The sequence below is a fragment of the Pseudoalteromonas sp. MM1 genome, from assembly GCF_030296835.1.
In the GTDB taxonomy this organism is placed as follows: Bacteria; Pseudomonadota; Gammaproteobacteria; order Enterobacterales; family Alteromonadaceae; genus Pseudoalteromonas.
In genome coordinates this window covers 689672-711220 of record NZ_AP027923.1, presented here as the reverse complement: position 1 = coordinate 711220, position 21549 = coordinate 689672, and the positions used below count along the sequence as shown (strand labels likewise).

The following is a 21549-nucleotide window of genomic DNA, read 5'->3' as shown; positions in this document are numbered from 1 at the left end:
CCATTAATAAATGTAGTGTAACCAACTAATAAACCTAATTTGAGCAGACGCTAGCCACTGCCCAATTGTAGACTCAGGCAGTAGTTGCACTGTTGCACGTGCGCCACTTGGCATATTAGCAATTAATTTGGCGTTATCTGGCATCACTAAATGGATACGCTGACGCTGCGCATCGCGTACCCAACGGTTACTTGTTTCAGTACTACTAAGCGAGCCATTAGCACTGAGTTGCCCATCGCTAACACCAGCCTCAAATGTACTTATATGTGCGTTGTAAACCTCACCTGGGCGGCTATCAAACACAACACGAGCCAAGCTGCCCGGTTTCATATTGCGTAATGACTTTTCTCTAAAATCAGCCACTAAATCGGCTTTGTTTGCCACAATAGCTAAAAGTGGGCTACCTGTTACCGCATACGCACCATCAAGTAGTTGCAAGTTAGACACCACACCCGCACTTAGCGCTCTTACTTGGGTGTACGATAAGTTAAGCTCGGCCTGTGCTAATTGGTTTGCAGCGTGGCGAAGCGCTAAATTTTGCGCACCGCTTTCGCCACGGGCAAGTACTGCCTCAGCTAATTGCGCCTGTAATGAGGCAACATCTGACTTACTGGCTTCAAAGTTAGCTTTAATGCTTTCAAGCTCTTGTTCAGAGATAGAGCGTTGCTTAAATAATGCTTCGCCACGATTATTAAGTAATTGCTGTTCGTGCAGCTTAGCTTTGGCAGCCGAAATTTGCGCCTCAAGAGCTTTTACATTGGTATCTAGGCGTTTATTTTGTAATTTGGCATCGTCAAGGGCGAGCTGTGCTTGTTCGAGCGCTAATTTATAAGGGCCTGAGTCTATTTCAAACAATACATCGCCAGCCTTTACGGTTTGATTATTATTAACCAACACCTTAGTCACACGGCCACTTATTTGCGGTGCTATTTGCACAACAGGGTGATAAACCCGTGCCTGTGGCGTTACCGGCATAAACATATCGGCAATTAAATAATATACAAATATAACTACAAACGTCGCTAACGAGAGCCTTACATAACGTGTAAATTTTTGATCCGGGGTCATTACGTGCTTTACCCTTTAACTTGGTTTTGAATACAGTTTAGTGCGTTTTTTTCTATTTCAACTATGCCATGCGCGAGTGCGTCGAGCTGCCCAGTGCTTAGGCCGCTATAAAGTTGGCTTTTAATATCAATGAGTTTTTCGTTTAGCGACTGTAAAACAGTGCCGCCTTGCTTGGTAAAATAGATTTTTTTGCTGCGTTTATCGTGCTCATCAACTTTGCGGGTAATTAAACACTGCTCTTCTAGCTGCTTTAATGTACGGGTAAGTGAAGGCATTTCTATACCTAGGCTATTGGCAAGTTCAAGTTGAGTTAATCCTTCGCCATGCATATCTATATGCATAAGTGCGGTCCAGCGCGATTGCGTAAGCCCTAATGGCTCTACTGCGATAGTAACCGCTTCACGGCATAACCTATGAACGCGGCCCATATTACCAATTAAGGTTAAATCGAGCGTTTCGTGAAAAGGTTTTTGAGTAGTCATAACCACCTCAAGTTAGTTAGCATGCTAACTACTTTAACATTAGTTAGCGTGCTAAGTAAATGTTGCGGTAGTTGGTAAATAAAAAAGCCCCAAAGCTGGGGCTAAATATACTCTATAAGTTTTAAAAATTAAGAAGGTTAGCGGGGGAGTATTGATCGGTTAGTATTTTGGTATTTGCTGGCCAGTTTTGGTTGTTTTTGGTGCTTTGCATATAGGTACTAATTGCTTTTATATCTACATCGTATTTTTTTAAACGTGGCGCAAGGGCGTTAATGCGTTCGTTAAGCTGCGCCTGCGTTGGCATGGCTTTAACGCCTGCTAAAATAATACGGTTAGAGCGATTAGGGCGGCTTACGTTTATAAAGTCGCCAAATACACTATGGTAGGTTGCCGACTCATGCTCGTATAATTTGCTGCTCGAAAACGTATTAGCTGCAATAACACCGCCTTCGGCAAGTACACTTTTAACCTCTTCAAAAAACTCTTTAGTAAGCAAATGCTCTGGAATGTAGTCACCATTAAATGCATCAAGAATGATCCAGTCGTACTTTTGCTTTTTAATAGCGGCGCGTTTTATAAATATACGGCCGTCTTGCACGCTTGATGTAACGTTGTCGGTTTCTATAAAATTAAAGTAATCGCGAGCTACTTTTAAAACGGCTGGATCTATTTCAACATTATGAATTTTAGCCGCAGGGTAAAGCTCATGAATTACATTAGAAAGTGTCCCGCCACCTAGTCCTATAATAAGCACGTTTTTGGGACTTTGTGTTACTAAAAGACTGGCAAACGTAAGCTTGGTGTAGTTAAAAACCAGTTTGTCAGGGTCGTTTTTATACATGCAGCTTTGGCTGGTTTGGCTACTTTTTGTATTAAATTTTAAGCAGCGTAAGTCGCGTGTTTCATCAACAATAATATTGCGATACAAGGAGCGCTCTTCGTGTATTGCATTACTAAACGCTGCACCTGAAAACACACTGGCAGCTAAAAGTAAGTATTTAAGCATGGGCCAACTCCTTATTACCTGCAATATTATTAATAACAATAGCCAGTACGCCAAGTAAGCCAAGCGTAGACGCAAATGCGCTAATTATAGTGTTTACATCAAACGCCAGTACAAAGTAAAACGAGGTAATAATAGTGCCCAAAGCACTGCCCAGCGTGCTTACAAAGTATAAAATACCCGCCACTTGGCCGCTTTTTTCGCTATCAGTAACTAATAAACGCACCGAGTAAGGCGAGATCATGCCTAAAATAACGGTAGGAATAAAAAACAAAGCCGTAGAGGCAAGCAAAGAACCATAGCGTGTATCTTCAATGTGGGTAAAAATAAATTCCATTATTGGCTGCGAAAAAAGCGCTATAGGCACCACCATAATACTGGCAGTTAAAAATATTAGCCCATATTTAGTAAGCGATGCATTTTTAGTACTGAGCTTACCACCAAGTAAATAACCAAATGAAAGGCTAAGCATAAATACGGTAATTATACTGCCCCAAATATGTACACTACTGCCAAAATAAGGCGCTAATATACGCCCACCTAAAAGCTCAATACCCATAATGCAAAAACCACTGCAAAAGGCTAAAAAGTAAATTAATGCGTTTGTTTTTATGCTCATATAATTATCGTTATGTAACCTAAATAGAACACCATACTAACGTGATGTATACAAAGCTGCTAATGCAATTTTTAAATTCAAAAAAGTCTTTTTGTTATAAAGTAACACATGCTAAACTTATCGTTATAATATCACATTTTCTTATTCCCTATTATCATCATGAAGTACTCTTTAATTTATTTAGCCTGTTTAGGCATGAGTGTGCAAACACTTGCGCAAGAGCAAACCGACGAAATAGAAAAAATATCTGTTACTTATAAACAAGCTTACCGTGGCGACATTCCTCAAAAGCAAATGCCGCAGTCTATTGTAAGTGTTAGCAGCGCTGCGCTTGATCAAAAAGGCATAACCGAATTACAAGACGCGCTTGATTTTTCGGCGAGTATTTCGCGCAAAAATAACAGTGGCGCATTATGGGATAGCTTTTCTATTCGTGGCCTTTCGGGTAACGAAAACATGCCATCGGGCTATTTAATTAATGGCTTTAGCGGCGGGCGTGGTTTTAGCGGCCCACGTGATGTATCTAACATTGACTACATAGAAGTACTAAAAGGCCCAGGCTCGGCACTTTATGGGCGCTCGGAGCCCGGCGGTACTGTAAATATTGTGACCAAAAAGCCACAGTTTGATTCTCAAGGTGAACTAAAACTAAGCTTAGGTAGCGACAGTTTTAATCGTATTGAAGGCGATTACACTAACGACATTAGCGATACTACTGCGTTTAGAATAAATGGCGCGTGGCAAGATAGCGACAGCTACCGTGATGAGGTGTACACCAATAAAAAGGTGATTACGCCGTCTGTTTATCATCAAATAAACGCATCGACCAGTGTAACGTATGAGTTTGAATACGTAGATTTAGCTCAGCTATTTGACCGTGGCGTTGTTGTTCTTAATAACGATTTTGACACCGTACCAAGCTCGCGTTATTTAGGTAACCCAAACGATGGCGACACGCAGGTGTATTCGCGCGGTCACCAAATTACACTAAATCACGATATTAACGATGATTGGTCGTTAGTGGCCGGTGCAAACTATCGCAGCTCTACATTAACGGGGTTTTCGTCGGATGCTGAGCTTTCGCCATCGCGCCAATCTTTATTTGACGATGGCCGCACGCTTACCCGCCAGCAGCGCTATCGCGACTACGAAGTAGAAGATTTAAGTGTAAAGTTTGAGCTAAGCGGCAGTGTAGACACAGCAGGTATTACGCATCACTTACTAATAGGTGCCGATGCATATAAATACGATTTACGTACAGCGCTTTCACGCTACCGTGGCGGTAACGGTACATATACTGTTGATATTTTTGAGCCAAATTACGATGTTGAGCGCCCAGAAGTAAGCCTACTTTACGAAAACGACGAAGAGCAAAACGCATACGGTATTTACGTTCAAGACCAAATGGATATTACCGATAAATTTAAGCTATTAGTTGGCCTACGATTTGACAGCGTTGACCAAGACATTTTAGAAACCAACAGCGGCGTTTTTTCAACCAGTTCACAAAGCCAAATAAGCCCACGTGTTGGCCTAGTGTACGAGCTTAATAATGCACTCACCTTATACAGCAGTTACTCAGAAGGCTTTTTACCACTAAGTGGTACTGATGCAAGCGGCGACCCGTTTGGCTTTGAATACAGCGACTCGTTTGAAGTTGGTGCTAAGTTTGAATACTTAGGCGTAAACGGTACAGTGGCATTTTTTGATGCTTCTAAAAGTAATATGTTAGTGGCAGACCCGGTAAACGTTGGTTTTTCGGCGCCTATTGGTAAAGCCGATAGCAAAGGGTTTGAGCTTGATTTAAACACCTATATTACTGATGCAACCGCGTTTAACTTATCGTATGCCTATATAGATGCCACCACAGCAAACGACATTATTAATGCCGATTGGGGCGTACCAATTGAAAAAGGTAGCCCGCTGGTAAATGTACCAAAAAACAACTTAAACCTTACGCTTAGCCATCAAACAGCATTAATGGGCAAAGAGCTTGAGTTTGGGGCAAGTTACCAATACACAAGTAGCCGTTTAGGTGATGCCGCCGATTTAAGTTTTAGGCTACCAAGCTACCAATTAGTAGGCGTGTTTGGCCAAGTTAATTTAACCGAGCAAACCGAACTTAATGTAAGTGTAAATAACATTTTTGATGAAGATTACGCCGAAAGCAGCTACAACGCTTTATGGGTTTACCCAGGTGCGCCAACTCAATTTAAAATGTCGTTAGCTTATAATTTTTAATAGCTAGCAAATTAAAGTTTTCATCCTAAAGCGTCTTAATGTAGTGGTTAAGGCGCTTTATATTTTTAAGCGCTTTTTTATAAAGAATGCATAAGTTTATTCAGCCAACCATCGGCCTTTGAAGGTTTGTATATCATTACAATGCTTTCAGTGTAGTGATTGTTAACCCCCTTTACAGTTAATTTTGTAAGCCCTAAGTCGTCAATCACAAAGTTAGGTAAATACGCTAACGCCAAACCACTTTGTACTACTTCTATTAATGCACTGTAGTCGCTACATCTAAATACAATATTGCGCGGGGCAGTGTGATCTTGCCAGCCGTCGGAGCCAATGCCTTGCTCGAGGCCGCATAACGGCGAAAACAAAGGGCATGCAAAAGCCGCGTGCAGTAATTGGTTTTTATTAAGCGTTAATGTACCTTGTTGTATTAGCTGATGCGAAGCGTGCGCAGCCACACTAAACCCAGTATTAAATACATCAACCGCCACTAAATTAGTATGTGAGCTATTATTTAGTGCCTCGCGAGTAACTAGCGCAATATGCGCCGAGCCCGACGCAACTTGGCTTATGGCTTCACCTTCAAAAACATTATTAATACGCACCGAGCAGGGCAGGTTACTAAGAGGAGTAAGCAGCTTTTTAAGGCCACTTTTAAGTAACATGGCAGGGCCTGCAACAACCGCATTAAATTTATGATTATCACTTTTAAAACGGCTAGTAAGCTGCTGGTAATTATGAACTAAATCGCTACTGTGCTTAACAAACTCTTTGCCTTTATCATTAAGTACTAAGGTTTTGCCTACACGGTTAAACAGCTCCGTGGCTAAGTTTGCCTCAACCTTTTTTAGCGTTTTAGACAGCGCCCCAGGGGTAATACTAAAATGCTTAGCGGTTGTATGCAGATTTTGCGAACCCGCCATATGAATTACTTTTTCAATGTCGTCTAAATGCATAACGCCAAACCGTATTGATTAAAAGGAAACAACTAATAACTTATTATCGATTATTTATACATAAAAACTAGCTTATAGTAACGCTATATTTATTTTTTGAGCATTAACATGAAACACATACTGCTAGTTTTTATTATATTTTCGAGCGCAGCGCTTGCAAACACACCGCAACACAATGCGCACAACACACATAAAGCCCACAGCTACGTGGGATTTCATGGCATGGCGCTTATATTAGCAGGCGATAAAGTACTGGCTAGCCACATGCCGTTATACGCCCCGCCACACGACTACCAAATAGTGTATGAAGTAACTAATGAAGACACCCACCCCAAAAATGAAGTAACTATTGAAGACACCCACCTAAAAAGTAAAAGTGATACTCAACTTGAAACTATCAAAAACATTTTAAAAAAAGCAGCAGACGAGCAACGTCAGATCACTATTTTACCAACCAAATTTGATCTAAATTTATTAATAAATAAGAAGACACCCACCTTAAATGTAACTGTATTTAACGGCCATTTTGAACGCGGTGGCAAAGCACTTTTTACTACCAAGCTAACTTTTAAAAACCCGTTATATGTTGAAAAAATAACGACCAATAAAGCACGCAAAAATGCGTTTGAGTTAATAAAGCTAACAGCACAGCAAGGCTTGGTAATTCATAAAATACAAAGCAAGCCAAGCTATGACTCATTAAGCTTAGTGCCGCTTAATAGGGGGGAATATAATGGGGAGTTAAAGTGTGATGTTGCTATAAATACTTCGGTAAACGCTGCGCTGAAAAGCAAGCTAGAGGCATGTTTTAAAAGCGTGCCAAGCTATTTAGAAACAAAAGATTTTGCGGATAATTAATTTATAAATAGCCAGCGCTTGAGCTTAAAAAGCGCTGGTTTATAAAGTGTTACTTAGTATTTAATGAGTACAAGTTTGCCAGCATAATCAGCATTGCGTAACTTACAAGATGCCTTAATATACAAAGTAAGCCTCACCTACAAACTCATCAAGCTCTGCCCAACAAAATTTACGATGACACCCACTGTTAATTTTGTATTCTAACCATTTAGCAACTAAAGTTTATTTAGCTCAATAAATAAACAGGTGTCACATGGCTATTGCAAGAAAACGCCAAATAAGTTTGGCCGATACAAAATATTATCACTGTATTTCGCGCTGTGTGCGCCATGCTTACTTATGCGGCGAAGACTCATTAACTGGCAAATCTTACGAACACCGAAGGGGCTGGGTAGAGCAAAAGCTATTTAGCCTCGCTAAAATATTTTGTATCGATATATGTGCTTATGCAGTTATGAGTAATCACACGCACATTGTGCTTTATGTTGATGATAAAAAAGCAAATAGATTGAATGATAAAGCCATAGTGTTGCGCTGGCATAAGCTATGTAAAGGTACACCACTAACGCAAAAATTTTTACAAGGTGAGGAGCTAAGCAATACTGAGCGCTATTTTTTAAGCCAAACTATTATTCAATACAGAGAAAGGTTATCTAGCATTAGCTGGTTTATGCGAGTTTTAAACGAACATATTGCTCGAAAAGCTAATAAAGAAGATAAATGCACTGGCCGATTTTGGGAAGGGCGCTTTAAATCACAAGCTCTTCTTGATGAGGCAGCCCTTGCAGCTTGTATGGCTTACGTTGATTTAAACCCAATAAGAGCAAAAGTAGCAAAAACTCCTGAAAGCTCGCACTTTACCAGTGTGCAAAAGCGAATTCAAAGTGCTGAAAATGCAAAGCAGCCCAAACAACTTTTAAAGTTTGCAGGTAAACCCCGTAAATTTATGCCAAAAGGTTTACCGTTCGAGCTTAAATATTACCTTGAATTAGTTGAACTCACAGGGCGAATTATTCGCAATGATAAACCAGGATTTATTGAAAACACCCAGCTCCCTTTATTAGAAAGAGTAAACATATCACCAGAGAATTGGTTAAAACTCACTACTGATTTTACCCGCGTATTTCACGGCGCTGTAGGTAAGCCGCAATCACATGTAAGTTACTGCGAACACTTAAATAAAAAGCGACGAGTAAATTATAGTAATTGTAAAAAGCTACTAGCCTAAAACCTTCTTAATAGTTTTAAAACTGCCTTGCTGCAGGTTTAAGCATGCCCTTAATTTAGCTAACCATATACATAACAGTACATTTTTAAAATGTGCTGCCGTAAATGCCTTTAAATAAGTCATTAGTTTATGAATTTTTAAAATTGGCTAGTTGATTATGTCGATTTATTTAAAAATTGAGATGGGTGTCATTCTAATTCTAATTTAGTTATGGATTATTTAAGTGGGTGTTAGGTTAAATTTATAAATCAGGACATTATTCTGCCAGAATCTAGGTTCTAATTAATACCGAAAAGTTAAAATGGGTGTCATCTTAAATTTTAAAATAAACAAACGCTGCAGCTATATACAGCGTTTGTTGTTATTTAATATTCTAAGTGCTAATTAAAACTCATAGCTTATTTTGGCTGAAAAGTTACGCCCAGGTTGGGTGTATTGGCTCTGCCGTAAATGCCTTTAAATAAGCCATTAGTTTATGAATTTTTAAAATTGGCTAGTTGATTATGTCGATTTATTTAAAAATTGAGATGGGTGTCATTCTAATTCTAATTTAGTTATGGATTATGTAAGTGGGTGTTAGGTTAAATTTATAAATCAGGACATTATTCTGCCAGAATCTAGGTTCTAATTAATACCGAAAAGTTAAGATGGGTGTCATCTTAAAAATAAACAAACGCTGCAGCTATATACAGCGTTTGTTGTTATTTAATATTCTAAGTGCTAATTAAAACTCATAGCTTATTTTGGCTGAAAAGTTACGCCCAGGTTGGGTGTATTGGCTAAAGTCAGCACTTGAAGATTGCCCTGCAATTAGCTCAAAAGGTATATATTCTTTATCAAGCAAATTAAGTACACCTACATTTAATTGCCACGCTTGCCATTCGTAGTTTGCGTATAAATCAACAACGCCGTATCCATGCCCTTGGGTGGTTTTGTCGCCGTTTGTATCAAGTACCACGTCCGATTGCGATTTAGCTAAACGCCACGCAGCGGTCCAGTTAACATTGCCAAGCTCCGTGCTTAACAATACCGAGCCGTTTAGCGGGCTGATACTGGTAAGTGGCTGATCGGTTTCTTTATTTTCACCATCAACATAGGCCACATTTGCCTCTAGTAGTATATTTTCGGCTACATACATGGCAATTCCGGCTTCCACGCCGCTTATTTGGGTCTCACGAATATTTTGATACTGAAACAGGGTTTTGTTTACGCCAGGAATATATGTTGGCTCAACACCCACTACGGCGGTTTCAATAAAGTCATCGTATGCTGCATAAAAAGCGCTTAAATTTACGCTAATATCGCTGCTGGCGTATCTTAACCCAAGCTCAAATGAGTCACTGCTTTCTGGGTCTAAATCGGCGTTTGGTAATATTTGATAAAACGGCTCAACGCCATGGCTTTGATAAGCTTGGTCGTGTGGTGGTATTTTAAAGCCTCGTACGTATTGCCCGTACCACGATAAGTTATCATCCACTTGATATATAACACCTAGCTTAGGTGAGAAAGCAGATTCGGTAATATCATCAAGCTGCGCATCCAAGTAAAGCTCATCATTTTTAGCTTCTAGGGTGTAGTAATCATATCGCACACCAGCAATAACCGACCACGCACTGTTTTTAAACGAAATACTGTCTTGTACGTAGGCACCAATTAAAGAGGTATCTGCCCCCGGGAATGCTTTTTGTTTTTGGTCTGTAAAATCAACCGTGCCATCAGCTAAAACACGGGTTTTAAAACGTGGGCGGGTGGTGTCGTATAAGTCTATATCAATCCCATATACCACTTCGTGATCGGTGGTTTCTCCTTTAAGTCCTTTATTAAATACCGCTTTTAAACCTAAAATATTTTGCTCAAAACGATAGTCGTTATAATCGGTGTAGGTGCTTGCGCCACTAATTTGGTCGCTTTGTTGCTCGTAACTACTGTAAGACACTTGCCCGTGCCATTTATCAAACGCCGCTGTTGCTACCTCTGAGTGGTAATCTAGCGCTAGTGACCAATTAGTGTCGTCTTCCTCAGTTTCTTGAACGGTGGGAGTAATTACTTGCTCAGTTGTTTGGTTAAAGTAATCGAGGGTGTATTTAACTGTGCGTTTTTCATCAAGCTGTTGCTCAAATTTAACTAATAAAGCGTCCGATTTCGCATCATAACCGGGTAAGTTTTCATCATAATTTTGTACTTCTTCGCTGTCGCGGTGGCTATAAACGGCGCTTACAGCAAAGTCGCCTAAATCTTTTGCAGCAGTAATATCGGCGGCAACTTGGTTGCTTTTACCTTGATACCCAAGTGCCATTTTTACAAAGCTGCTGTTATCTTTTAAATAATCGCTTGGATCTTTGGTGGTTATAACCACAATACCACCCAGTGCATCAGAGCCATACAAAGACGATGCAGCACCTTTGGCTACTTCTACTTGTTTTACGCCTGCAACATCAAAGTAATTGCGGCCAACTAAATAACCCCCTCCACCTGCGTAACCATCGTTAGTGCGTCGGCCATCTTTTATAAATACAACACGGTTACCACCAACACCACGCACGGTAAGTGTTTGCGCGCCTGCGCCACTGCCTGTGGTTGCAATGCTAGGATCGTATTTAAACATGGTTTGTAAATCTACTGCTAGCTGGCGCTCTATGTCTTGCTCGGTAATAACCGTTACTGAGCCTGTTACATCTTTAAGCTTTTGTTCAAAGCGCGAGCCACTTACAACAATATGATCGTCAATTATGTTTTCGGCAATGGCCGTACCCGAGCCAAGTAATAAGGTTGCTATAGCAGTAAATTTAAATGCAGAGGGATTCATTTCAACTCCAAATGATAATAGTTATTATTTATGGCGGAGATGTTACAACTAAGTCAAATTAAGATCAATTAATTATGATAATCATTTTCATTTAGATTTAATTGATTATAATAACCAAAAATAAAAACCGGAGTATGTAATGAAATACCTATTTATAGTGTTTGCTTTAATGGCCCAACCTGCACTTGCGCAAGAACGCGTTATTAGCGCGGGCGGCACCCTTACTGAAATAATTTATGCGCTAGGCCAACAAAATAACCTTGTAGCGGTTGATCAATCTAGCATGTACCCGCAACAAGCTACGCAGTTACCGCAGGTGGGTTATTATCGCGATTTAGCAGCAGAAGGCGTACTTTCTATGCGCCCAACCACCTTATTAGCGCTTGAAGGCGCAGGACGAAGCCAAGCACTTAAGCAAATTGAGGCAACAGGGGTTAAGCTCATTCATTATAAAAAGCCTACTTCTGTTAACGAGCTACTTGCGCTAATTAAACGCCTGGGTGACGATTTAAACGCCCAGCAAAAAGCACAGTCACTTATTGCTCAAATTAAAAAATCGCTGCCCAAAAAGGCAAAACAGCAAACGCACAGCGCGCTATTTTTACTCTCAGCTAATGAGCGCGGGCTTGTTGCCGCCGGGCAAGAAACCGTGCCTAATTTATTATTTAGCTACGCAGGCATTACTAATATAGGCGCTACGCATTCAGGCTTTAAAGCAATTAACACTGAGGTGCTGGCTGTAAGTCAGCCCGATTTTTTAGTAGCCCCAGCCCATGTTGTACACAGCCTTGGCGGTAAGCAGGCTTTTTGCGAACAGCCTACACTACGTTTATTAAAAGCGGCGCAAACCTGTAACTTACTTGTAATGGATAGCCTACTTTCGCTTGGCATGTCGCCGCGTATCGCCACAGCAATTAATACGCTTAGCGAGTATAAAGCTAACTTATGAACACCCTAACATTGAGCCGTTTTAGGCCTGTAACCCTTAGCCCAGCCCATAAATGGATGCTTTTAGCCTCTATGTGCGTTTTTGCTTTGGCGCTACTTAGCATTGGGTATGGGCCTGCCGGGTGGGATTGGCGTTTAACCATTGCGTGGCTTGCGCCCGAGCGCTTTAGTCAGTTTGATGCACTGCAAATTAATGTAGTAATGCAAATTCGTTTGCCACGCTTTATGCTTGCTGTGCTTGTCGGGTTGGTACTTGCCCAAACGGGCGCTTCAACGCAAGCGCTGTGTCGCAACCCATTGGCCGACCCATCCATTATTGGCATTAGTGCGGGTGCGGCCATGGTTGCAGTAGCATTTATTGCCCTTAGCGCTCAGTTTAATTTTAACGCTCAGTTGTATTTACCTTATGCCGCGTTTTTAGGGGCGCTTGGGGTAACCTCGCTGGTATATTTTATTGCCAAGCAGCAGGGGCAAATAAACATCACCACACTTATATTGGTGGGGGTTGCCATTAACGCATTAGCATTTGCTGTTATTGGGCTACTGAGTTTTTTTGCCGACGACAGCGCACTACGATTAATAAATTACTGGACCATGGGCTCATTAGGCGGAGCAAGCTGGGGCACTATTATTCAAGCTTTACCGTTACTGCTTATTAGCCTTATTGGCCTGTGGCGGTTAAAAGAGCCCATGAACTTGCTCCTTATTGGCGAATCACAAGCTCAGTACCTAGGAGTAGACACCAGCAAACTCAAACTATATGTAATTATACTTGTTGCATTAGGCGTGGGTGCGGTTGTGGCGCTTACTGGTTTAATAGGGTTTGTTGGTTTAGTAGTCCCGCATATTGCCCGCTTAATGGTGGGGCCGCATTTACGTAACATGCTGCCACTTTGCATGTTAATTGGCGTAGTAGTATTGCTACTTTCTGACTGGTTAGCCCGCTTAGTAGTTATGCCCGCAGAGCTACCTATTGGCATTATAACCGCGATTTTAGGTGCGCCATTGTTTATTTATTTAATCGTTAAAAATAAGCGAGCTTGGTCATGATCGCGTTTAACAACCTAAGCGTTGGCTTTGGCAACCACAACGTTTTAAACACCATTAATGGCAGTGCTAAACAAGGCCAACTTGTCGCATTACTTGGTGAAAATGGCGCGGGTAAGTCTACTTTGCTACATACCTTAGCGGGTATGCACGCCTTTACAGGTAGTGTACTTTTTAATAATAAGCCGCTGGCCACTCACGCTAAAAAAAGCCTAGCTACACAGCGCGCAGTAATGATGCAAGCTAACCATGTAGGGTTTGATTTTACCGTATTTGAGCTTATTGCTATGGGCCGCTACCCGTATGTAGAGTCATTAAAAATGCAAAGCGAAAAAGTACATAAATACGCCGCTATTATGGATTTAAGTAATTACTTAACTCGCCGCGTAAGTGCGCTTTCGGGCGGCGAGCAACAACGTGTGCATATGGCGCGTACTTTGGCGCAACTAAACGCCTTTACACAATCGGCCGAGCCAAAACTCATGCTGCTCGACGAGCCTACATCCGCACTTGATATGCGCCATCAGCATGCTCTGCTCAGCTGCGTTAAAGCATTTGTAGAGCAAGGTAACAGCGCTATTATAGCAATACACGATCTAAATTTGGCCAGCCTGTATGCAACCGACGCTATTTTACTGCACAACAAAAAAGTGCTGCAAAGCGGGCCTATAAACACTGTACTAACTGAACAAAACTTACAACAAATGTACGCCATGAAACTGCACGTAAACCCTCACCCTTATAACGATGCACCCATGGTTTTTTCTCAACGTCAGGAGTTTTTATGAGAGAACAAGCGTTAAGCGATGCACGTACCTTGGTTTACAAAACCAATGCTGGTGTTATGTCGACCATTTCTAATAATTTACGCGGCTACCCGTTTGGCTCAGTAACCCCCTATATGTGCGACGAACAAGGCCGTATATACTTTTTTATTAGCGATATAGCCCAGCACACTAAAAACTTAAAGCACGACTCCCGTATGAGCCTTACTGTATTTGACGCCGCCGACAGTGGCGATCAAAACGAGCACGGGCGAGTAACGCTTGTAGGCGATGGCTCTATTGTGCCAAGTGAGCAAGCACACACTTTACTTAATAACTATATTGCCCTATACCCCGAAGCCGCTAGCTATCGCAATGCGCACGACTTTCAGTTATGGCAATTAGACGTAGTGCGAGTGCGTTACATTGGCGGGTTTGGCAAAATATTTTGGCTTGAGCAAAACGAATGGCAAAACGAGGCAAAAAACTGGGACGAAAACCAGCAGCAAAGCATGATTAACCATATGAATGAAGATCACCAAGATGCTATGTCGCTCATATTAATGCAGCACTATAACGTTGCTGATAACACCCCAATAATGAGCGGCTTATTACCCACAGGCTTTTATATACAAAGCCAAAAGCGTAACTACTTTATTAATTTCAAAACACAGTGCAACAGCCCGCTAGAGGTTCGTAAAGCGCTGGTTGCATTAACTAATCAAGCACGTAACAACTTAACTAAAACAGAGGAAACAGTATGAAAAAGTTAATAACCAGGGCCTGTTGACCTTTCAGAATTAAAATTTGTTCAATCTAGGGGCGATTAAATCGCGGCGCGAGGTTTGTAACCTAGTGGGCTAAGTAAAAATCGAGCAACAAGGAGTTTATCGTCCCTAGGTAGAACCCGAAGGGCAGCGCATGTTTGGCATTTATGCTGCGTTATCGCCTATTTATGTGGAATAACCACACTTCACGGGCTCTGCCTTGCCTAAAAACCAAACATACTGCTGCAAATTTAATCTCGAAAGATAAACAGGCCCTTAGTGCACTACTACTTAGCGCCAATGCTGTATATGCAGACGAATGCACACTAAATATAGATGCAAACGACATGATGCAGTTTTCAACTAAAACACTTAGCGCCCCTAAAAGCTGTAAAAAAGTAACCGTAAAGCTTAGCCACACCGGTAAATTACCTGCCAATGTAATGGGCCATAACTGGGTGCTATCTACTGAGCAAAACATGCAAGGTATTATCACCGATGGCAACGCAGCAGGGCTTAGCAACCAGTACTTAAAACCTAATGATAGCCGCGTACTTGCCGCAACAGACATTATTGGTGGCGGTAAAACAACCGAAGTGACCTTTAATACCAGCGGCTTAACTGCCGGAACCGATTATACTTATTTTTGCTCTTTCCCGGGTCATTACGCCATGATGAAAGGCACATTTACACTTAAATAAATAGCAAAAAGTGTATTACACAAACACACTGCCAACCTATTGTTGGCACTGTGTTTTTTTTCCGCGTTTAGCTAATGCTTTAAAAGCGGCTTGTTGATGCTGTTTTTGCACATAACGAGGTGGCAACGCGTTAACCTGCAACTGATACCCTGTTTGATTAGCTTGCACACTTGTTACCGGCGATATCCAAACAACATTTAGCTCTGGCGCTAAACGCTTAATAACACGCGCTATACCTTGGCCATTTTTTACATGAAAATCGCCCGCAATATGCATTACCTGCGCATCTTGATGATTATTTAAATAGTTAACGATAGACTCCCCCATGGTTTCATCCCAGGTGACTTGCGCGGCATAATAATTTTCGTTTTGACTGGGCGAGCCGTGGTGCATTGATGCCATAAAGCGTTGTTTATAATCACTGGGGGACGTATCAATAGTACTCGCAATGAAGCTTTGCTGTGTTTCATCAAGCTTATTTACATAACTTATGCCTTGCCTGCCAATACATGTAACAATGTTTTTAGGCGCATTGGCAGCTATTACATCGCTATTGTTCGTTTTTGCCAGCTCTATAAGCGCACGGTAGTCGCTTTTGTAATTGGGCCACGCTTGGGTGTTATCAATTAAATATTGCTCGCCAATTTCCCCCTTAACGTACTGATTTATAATAGGCTGATCGGCACGGCTAAATTGTTCAAGCGAAAGGGCAGTGCGTTTATTACTTTTGCTTAATTGCTCAAATAACTTTGCCTGAAATAAATGCACACCTGGGTGTGTATGCCATTCACCCACTAAAATCACATCGGCATTTAAAAGAGTTGGCTCTAATAATACAGAGCTAACAGGCTTTGCTTGTGCATTGTAAAGTGCTGAAAAATATAACGATGAGCTGTTATCAGGCAGCACATTTGTTGTACTACAACCGCTCAAACCAGTTACTAACGCCAGAGCTAACATAGACCTTTTCATACACACTTTACATACCTGGTTAATAGAAATAATAATCAATATCATATATTTATAATACGCTTTATACCACCCCAATAAAACACAAACACCCACCAATACAAATAAAAACAATTATCATTTGATCTATTTGTGTTTCTGCTTTACAGTTTTAGCAAGTAAATAAATGAGGAACATATTATGGCTTTGCCATTTCTGTGCGCTAGGCATAAACAACATGTTTTATGCCAACCTGAGCAAGCACTTATAGATATTGAAACCGCACAATTAAGTGGCGAGGCATTATTTAAACAGTATCAGTTTGCACAGGCATTACCGCATTTAGGTAGTGCGCTAGAAAGCGTTACACTGCTAACGCAAATGCATAATTACGCCGATAAAACGCAGCTTATCCAAATAACCTCACTTACAGAGCGCCTGTATGCCACGCTGTATTTTTTAGGCGAAAAACACGCAGCCCATAACGCCCTAGCACAATCAATTAGCCTGCTATACGACCTTTTTTATTGTGACGACAAACTCAGTGATTTTGTTTTTACGTGTATTACGCAGCTTAAAAAGCTTGCATTACAACACCCACAACACCTTACAGAGCACTAATATATGCACAATTTAAGCGAGTACCAGCAGTGGCAAAGCTATACAAAAGCAGGTAACGAATGCTTTAACAATGGCAATATTAAAAGTGCTAAAAGCCACTACCATGTTGCTTTGTCGTTATCTAATAACTTGTTAAGTGCACACCTAACCGATAAAGCCGCTGTATGTGCCATGTTGGTCGCCCATCATAATTTAGCAGCGTTACTCACACAGCAAATGCAATGCGGCTCAGCCTACAGTTTATTAAAACAAGCCCAACAGCGCCTAGAAAAACAGCTTAGCAACAGCAATAAGCACAACGACTTATCGGCTTTATTGTGGGGGCTAAGTAAAAACCGCAGTGAGCTTATGGTGTTTGTTAAAACGCATTCATTTACACCCATCTCGTTTGCAACACAGAGTCTTAATTAAAGGAGATAAACAATTGAAAAATTTACTCGTTATTTTTATAGCCATGGTGAGCTTACCGCTTTTTGCCCACGAAGGTCACGACCACGCACATTGGTCTGCTGCGTACTTACACCTACTATTTTATGGCGCCATTATAGCCGTAGTAGCCGCTTTTTCGTTTTCGTTTTACAAACGTGCCAAGCGCAATAAATCATAAGGAAACGCAGTATGCTTTACTCATTTATTAACAGCCTAGATAAACTCTTAAAATTTAAAAGTGCAGCAGCGCATTGCGATATTCCTTGCAAAATATACGACCCAAGCACGGCACAAATTGCAGCATTAAGTGTAATTAGATTTATAGACATTATTAACGAATTAGAACAACCGCTATCAGTAGCAAATACTGCACAACTTGCGCGGTTAGTGCGCGAAAAAGAAATTCATGCTTCTAAAGTAAAAGAAGAGGTACGCGTAATTTGGGGCGACTACTTTAAACAGCCTCAGTTTGATCAGTTTCCTGATACGCATGCATTAGTGCATTCAATTATGCTCACTGCATCAAAGTGTAAACAGCATATAGAGCGCGAACACGCTGAGCAATTGCTCGCGCTAGTAAATCAATTTGCAGACTCGTTTTGGCAAACCAAAGGCATTGCAACCTATCAAGCAAAAAGCCCATACCCGCCAAGCGAGCACGTGGTCTACCCAGACCTAAAAAGCGCCTAGCTCTCACGTTGTGTTAAAGTGCAACATAAGCAAAGTAAGGGGGCAGAGTATGTCTCCTACTTTTTTTGATTTAGATTATGTACTGAGCATGTGCTGGCCCAATATAAACTACAAACTAGGTGATGTAGTACTGGTAGAGCACCCAAAGTATGGCCGCATCATCAAACGTATTTGCCATATAGGACTGCATAATACCTACTTATTAAGTGGCGACCATGCCAGTAGCACAAGTACAAAAGAGCTTGGTTTAATCAAGCAAGGGAATATTTTAGGCCGCGTTATATTTCATATAAAACAGCCTCGCTACAAAAATTAAAAGTAAGGCTACTTTGCCAGCAGCTTAATAAACTTTAGCTTGCTTATATAAGCGGCTTGTAGGGCGGTTAGTGTGTTTAGGCTTGGTATTTTTTGGTAAATATCAAAACAATAACGGCCAGTAATAAAGGCACAAACGATGCCCATAAAACGGTGTGCCAACCGTAGGCACTTAATAACCCACCCGATGAAAAAGAGCCCACCGCCATTAAGCCAAACACTATAAAGTCACTAAACGATTGAGCGCGGTTTTTTTCTTCTGGCTTGTGCGTTTCGAGCACTAAGGCTGATGCCCCTAAAAAACCAAAGTTCCAACCTATGCCTAACAAAATTAGCAGCGCGTAAAAGTGATATACACCTTCACCTAAAAAGCCTATAGCTGCTGAAATTGCGGTTAAAATAATCCCAAAAACAGAAATACGAGCAGCGCCAAAACGTGCAATGAGCTTACCGGTAAAAAAGCTAGGTGCATACATAGCAATAACATGCCACTGCATTCCTAAGTTTGCTGACTCTTGGCTATGCCCATGCATATGCATTGCCAAAGGGGCCGATGTCATCAAAAAATTCATCACCATATACGATGCAGCTCCACAAATAACCGCGCTTATAAATCGTGGTTGCAAAGCAATTGTTCTCAATGGTCTTCCTGAATATGCTTGATTTGCTAAAGGCTTAGCCAATTTAACGCCAAACAAAATAACACCAGCGAGAGCCGCGACAATGGCTTGCGCAATAAATGTGGCAGCAAACATTTTGTCTGACCACAGGTGCATGGTATGCGTTACTAACTGCGAGCCAATAATACCTGCAGCTACGCCACCGGCCATAACCATAGAAAGCGCTTGCGGGCGTTTATTTTCGGGCACGCCATCGGTTGCAGCAAACCGAAATGACAAGGCCACTGCCGCATAAGCGCCGCCCAATAGCGCAGACAAACAGTACAGCCAAAAGCTGTCTATACACAACGCAATAGTCGCTAATAGTCCGGTTAAAACACCCGTGCCAGTGCCTGCCATAAAGGCTGCACGCCGGCCATATTTTCGTGCTAATTCACCGGTGGGTAAAACACACAACGCCATTCCTAAAACAAAAATAGAAACAGGTAAAGTGGCTAAAAGTGCAGTAGGAGCAAGCAAGCTGCCCACTACCGCACCTGTTGCATATAGCACAACGCTATTAGCCCCAGAAAGTGCCTGGGCTAACATTAAACGCCATAAGTTAGCTGTTTGAACTTGAGGGTCGCTTTGCTCAAGTTTATCTGAGTCTATAGCGTTTAATTTTTCCATGATTTCACTTTTCTAAAAGTATTGAAGGCGCTTAAAAGCGATTTATGGTTGAGGTATTTAAATGTCTAACGCCACTAAAAAGCGCGATACCATGTTGTAAGCAGCAACCGTTGCTACCGCTTCTACTGTTTGCGTTTCGCCAAATAGTGCTTTTAAACGTTCAATAACGTCGCCATCAACATTTACTTTAGTGGTTGATTGCTCAGTAAGCTCAAGCAAAGCCAGCTCCTGCTCAGAGAATAACTCAGCATTTACTACCACACTTTTAAGAGCCGTTGCTTTTTCATCGCTACCGCCAGCCTGTATGTATGCAGGGTAGTGCACATTCCATTCAAAATCGGCTTTGTTTAATACCGCTACACGCAGCATAATAAGTTCGCGGTACTCAAGCGATAAACCAAAGTTTGCTCTAACGCGCCCTAGCAACTCGTTCCAGCCTTTAGCTAAAGGAAAGCTTTTTAGTAGCACTCTATCTATGCCTATTAGTTCACCGTTTGGACGACGACCTTGCATTTCGGCTAGTAGTTCGGCTGGGGCTTGCTCGCCATCTTGCCATGGCGTTACTCTTACTTGTGACATAATTTTCACTCCTAATTAAACGCCACTTTAGTCATTAAAGTGGCTAACTTGGAGCGAAAGCTTACGGGGAATGAACGTGGTTAACCACAGAGATTATCTTTTACTGTGGTTAACCACAGAGATTATCTTTTACTGTGGTAAATATTTTCTTTATTGGTTGTGTTTTATAAATATACTGCTGAGTTTTAATCTTTTTTAGCCGCGGAGTTTTCTACCTCTTTAAACAGCCATTCTTTAAATGCGTGTATTCTTGGCAGTTCAGCACATTCGGGGCGGTAAATAACGTAATACGCCAAAGGCGATTCAAAATAAATATGAGGGAATAACCTGACTAACCGCCCTGCGGCTAGGTCACCTTTAGCCATTACACTGCGCGCTAAAGCTACGCCGTGGCCGTCAATAGCTGACTGCAATACAGCCGCGGAGTTATTTATTTGAATGCTTTTAGTGGTTAAAGGGCCTGTTACTCCGGCTTTTTTTAACCACGCTGACCAAGACGGAAACCCCGTATGGTCATCCATTGATTGATCGTGTATTAAGGTTTCGTTCAATAGTTTATCTATGGTGTTTAAGCGGTTTGAGTCTTCTAAAAATTTAGGTGAGCATACCGGGTATACCTCTTCATCCATTAGTTTTTCTGCGCTCAAGCCTTGCCAAGTGCCTACACCAAAGCGTATGCCTATATCTATACGTTGCTCAGTAAAATCGACCGGCTTTAAATTAGTATTTAAATTTACACTGGTTTGCGAACATATTTCTTGAAAAAAATGCAACCTAGGTAATAACCATTTAGCGGCAAATGCAGGGCTTACTGCAACCGTTAATGCACCGCTTATGGCGTTGTCTTTTAAAATGTCTAGCCCTTGGGCAAGTTTATCAAACCCTTCGCGTATTAATGGCAGGGCACTTTGCGCGGTTTCGGTGGTTATTAGCCGTGTTTTACCCGAGCTCATTCTATGAAACAGCGGTGTGCCGAGCCACTCTTCCAATGTTTTAACCAGCTGCCCAACGGCTGCTGGGGTTACGTTTAGCTCATCAGCTGCCGCTGAAAAACTTTGGTGCCTTGCGCTTGCTTCAAACGCTTTTAATGCATTGAGATGTATAGGTGATTTCATACGATAAACTTTTTCTTTATTGATGATTCAGATTATCTCGTTTGTTAAAGCAAGTAAATAAGTAAAAAATACCTCCCA

General features: G+C 41.5%; 23 protein-coding genes. 13 read left to right on the top strand and 10 right to left on the bottom strand.

Features of this window, described 5'->3' with window-relative positions; genetic code table 11:
- Positions 1-3: 3 nt before the first annotated feature.
- The 4 genes from QUE46_RS19855 to QUE46_RS19840 all read right to left on the bottom strand — a co-directional run bounded on the left by QUE46_RS19855 (position 4) and on the right by QUE46_RS19840 (position 3172).
- Positions 4-1068 (bottom strand): HlyD family secretion protein, encoded by a 1065-nt coding sequence (locus tag QUE46_RS19855; RefSeq protein WP_286248450.1) that lies wholly within the window; start codon positions 1066-1068, stop codon positions 4-6.
- An 8-nt stretch (positions 1069-1076) separates the two neighbouring features.
- Complete coding sequence (locus QUE46_RS19850) at positions 1077-1550, bottom strand: MarR family transcriptional regulator (protein ID WP_286248447.1); 474 nt, start codon at positions 1548-1550, stop codon at positions 1077-1079.
- 121 nt (positions 1551-1671) lie between these two features.
- Positions 1672-2556 carry a spermidine synthase gene (locus tag QUE46_RS19845; RefSeq protein WP_286248445.1) on the bottom strand — a complete coding sequence of 295 codons (885 nt, stop codon included), beginning with the start codon at positions 2554-2556 and terminating at the stop codon, positions 1672-1674.
- Positions 2549-3172 carry a fused MFS/spermidine synthase gene (locus QUE46_RS19840; RefSeq protein ID WP_286248443.1) on the bottom strand — a complete coding sequence of 208 codons (624 nt, stop codon included), beginning with the start codon at positions 3170-3172 and terminating at the stop codon, positions 2549-2551. The genes QUE46_RS19845 and QUE46_RS19840 overlap by 8 nt, the downstream gene beginning before the upstream one ends.
- Before the next feature lie 159 nt (positions 3173-3331).
- On the opposite strand from QUE46_RS19840, the gene QUE46_RS19835 reads away from it, so the two are divergent.
- Positions 3332-5413, top strand: coding sequence for a TonB-dependent siderophore receptor (locus tag QUE46_RS19835; RefSeq protein ID WP_286248441.1), 2082 nt, complete (start codon positions 3332-3334; stop codon positions 5411-5413).
- 77 nt (positions 5414-5490) lie between these two features.
- On the opposite strand, the gene QUE46_RS19830 is transcribed toward QUE46_RS19835, so the two are convergent.
- A complete protein-coding gene (locus tag QUE46_RS19830) occupies positions 5491-6366 on the bottom strand; it encodes a LysR family transcriptional regulator (RefSeq protein WP_286248439.1) in 876 nt (291 codons plus the stop codon).
- A 108-nt stretch (positions 6367-6474) separates the two neighbouring features.
- On the opposite strand from QUE46_RS19830, the gene QUE46_RS19825 reads away from it, so the two are divergent.
- Complete coding sequence (locus QUE46_RS19825) at positions 6475-7224, top strand: hypothetical protein (RefSeq protein ID WP_286248438.1); 750 nt, start codon at positions 6475-6477, stop codon at positions 7222-7224.
- A 253-nt stretch (positions 7225-7477) separates the two neighbouring features.
- Positions 7478-8452, top strand: a complete 975-nt coding sequence (locus QUE46_RS19820) for a transposase (RefSeq protein WP_286248436.1) — start codon at positions 7478-7480, stop codon at positions 8450-8452.
- A gap of 724 nt (positions 8453-9176) precedes the next feature.
- Here QUE46_RS19820 and QUE46_RS19815 read toward each other — a convergent pair.
- Positions 9177-11258 carry a TonB-dependent hemoglobin/transferrin/lactoferrin family receptor gene (locus tag QUE46_RS19815; RefSeq protein ID WP_286248434.1) on the bottom strand — a complete coding sequence of 694 codons (2082 nt, stop codon included), beginning with the start codon at positions 11256-11258 and terminating at the stop codon, positions 9177-9179.
- A 139-nt stretch (positions 11259-11397) separates the two neighbouring features.
- Between QUE46_RS19815 and QUE46_RS19810 the strand changes: the two genes are divergently transcribed.
- From QUE46_RS19810 to azu, 5 genes are all read left to right on the top strand, one after another.
- Entirely contained in the window at positions 11398-12207 is an 810-nt protein-coding gene (locus QUE46_RS19810; protein ID WP_286248432.1) for a hemin ABC transporter substrate-binding protein, read from the top strand.
- The gene (locus QUE46_RS19805; protein ID WP_286248430.1) at positions 12204-13256 is read left to right on the top strand and encodes an iron ABC transporter permease; all 1053 of its coding nucleotides are present in this window, start codon (positions 12204-12206) and stop codon (positions 13254-13256) included. The genes QUE46_RS19810 and QUE46_RS19805 overlap by 4 nt, the downstream gene beginning before the upstream one ends.
- Complete coding sequence (locus tag QUE46_RS19800) at positions 13253-14041, top strand: heme ABC transporter ATP-binding protein (RefSeq protein WP_286248428.1); 789 nt, start codon at positions 13253-13255, stop codon at positions 14039-14041. Before QUE46_RS19805 ends, QUE46_RS19800 begins: the two co-directional genes overlap by 4 nt.
- A complete protein-coding gene (locus tag QUE46_RS19795; RefSeq protein ID WP_286248426.1) occupies positions 14038-14781 on the top strand; it encodes a HugZ family protein in 744 nt (247 codons plus the stop codon). Before QUE46_RS19800 ends, QUE46_RS19795 begins: the two co-directional genes overlap by 4 nt.
- A 161-nt stretch (positions 14782-14942) precedes the next feature.
- Positions 14943-15485, top strand: a complete 543-nt coding sequence (gene azu / locus QUE46_RS19790) for an azurin (RefSeq protein WP_286248424.1) — start codon at positions 14943-14945, stop codon at positions 15483-15485.
- Between the two features lie 36 nt (positions 15486-15521).
- Here the strand turns inward: azu and QUE46_RS19785 are convergent, their stop codons facing one another.
- Positions 15522-16457, bottom strand: a complete 936-nt coding sequence (locus QUE46_RS19785) for a ChaN family lipoprotein (protein WP_286248422.1) — start codon at positions 16455-16457, stop codon at positions 15522-15524.
- Between the two features lie 177 nt (positions 16458-16634).
- Between QUE46_RS19785 and QUE46_RS19780 the strand changes: the two genes are divergently transcribed.
- The 5 genes from QUE46_RS19780 to QUE46_RS19760 are packed head-to-tail and all read left to right on the top strand — an operon-like array spanning position 16635 to position 18489.
- Positions 16635-17054, top strand: a complete 420-nt coding sequence (locus QUE46_RS19780) for a hypothetical protein (protein ID WP_286248421.1) — start codon at positions 16635-16637, stop codon at positions 17052-17054.
- A gap of 3 nt (positions 17055-17057) precedes the next feature.
- Positions 17058-17465 (top strand): hypothetical protein, encoded by a 408-nt coding sequence (locus tag QUE46_RS19775; RefSeq protein ID WP_286248419.1) that lies wholly within the window; start codon positions 17058-17060, stop codon positions 17463-17465.
- Between the two features lie 13 nt (positions 17466-17478).
- Positions 17479-17661: a hypothetical protein gene (locus QUE46_RS19770; protein ID WP_055013532.1), complete on the top strand. Its 183-nt coding sequence runs from the start codon at positions 17479-17481 to the stop codon at positions 17659-17661.
- Between the two features lie 11 nt (positions 17662-17672).
- Positions 17673-18173, top strand: a complete 501-nt coding sequence (sodN, locus tag QUE46_RS19765) for a superoxide dismutase, Ni (protein ID WP_286248416.1) — start codon at positions 17673-17675, stop codon at positions 18171-18173.
- Positions 18174-18222: 49 nt separating this feature from the next.
- Complete coding sequence (locus QUE46_RS19760; protein ID WP_286248414.1) at positions 18223-18489, top strand: S24/S26 family peptidase; 267 nt, start codon at positions 18223-18225, stop codon at positions 18487-18489.
- Positions 18490-18565: 76 nt separating this feature from the next.
- Here QUE46_RS19760 and QUE46_RS19755 read toward each other — a convergent pair whose 3' ends face one another.
- From QUE46_RS19755 to gcvA, 3 genes are all read right to left on the bottom strand, one after another.
- Positions 18566-19777: an MFS transporter gene (locus tag QUE46_RS19755; protein ID WP_286248412.1), complete on the bottom strand. Its 1212-nt coding sequence runs from the start codon at positions 19775-19777 to the stop codon at positions 18566-18568.
- Between the two features lie 57 nt (positions 19778-19834).
- Entirely contained in the window at positions 19835-20356 is a 522-nt protein-coding gene (locus tag QUE46_RS19750; RefSeq protein ID WP_096042631.1) for a carboxymuconolactone decarboxylase family protein, read from the bottom strand.
- Between the two features lie 185 nt (positions 20357-20541).
- Positions 20542-21471, bottom strand: coding sequence for a transcriptional regulator GcvA (gcvA, locus tag QUE46_RS19745; RefSeq protein ID WP_286248408.1), 930 nt, complete (start codon positions 21469-21471; stop codon positions 20542-20544).
- Positions 21472-21549: the final 78 nt, after the last annotated feature.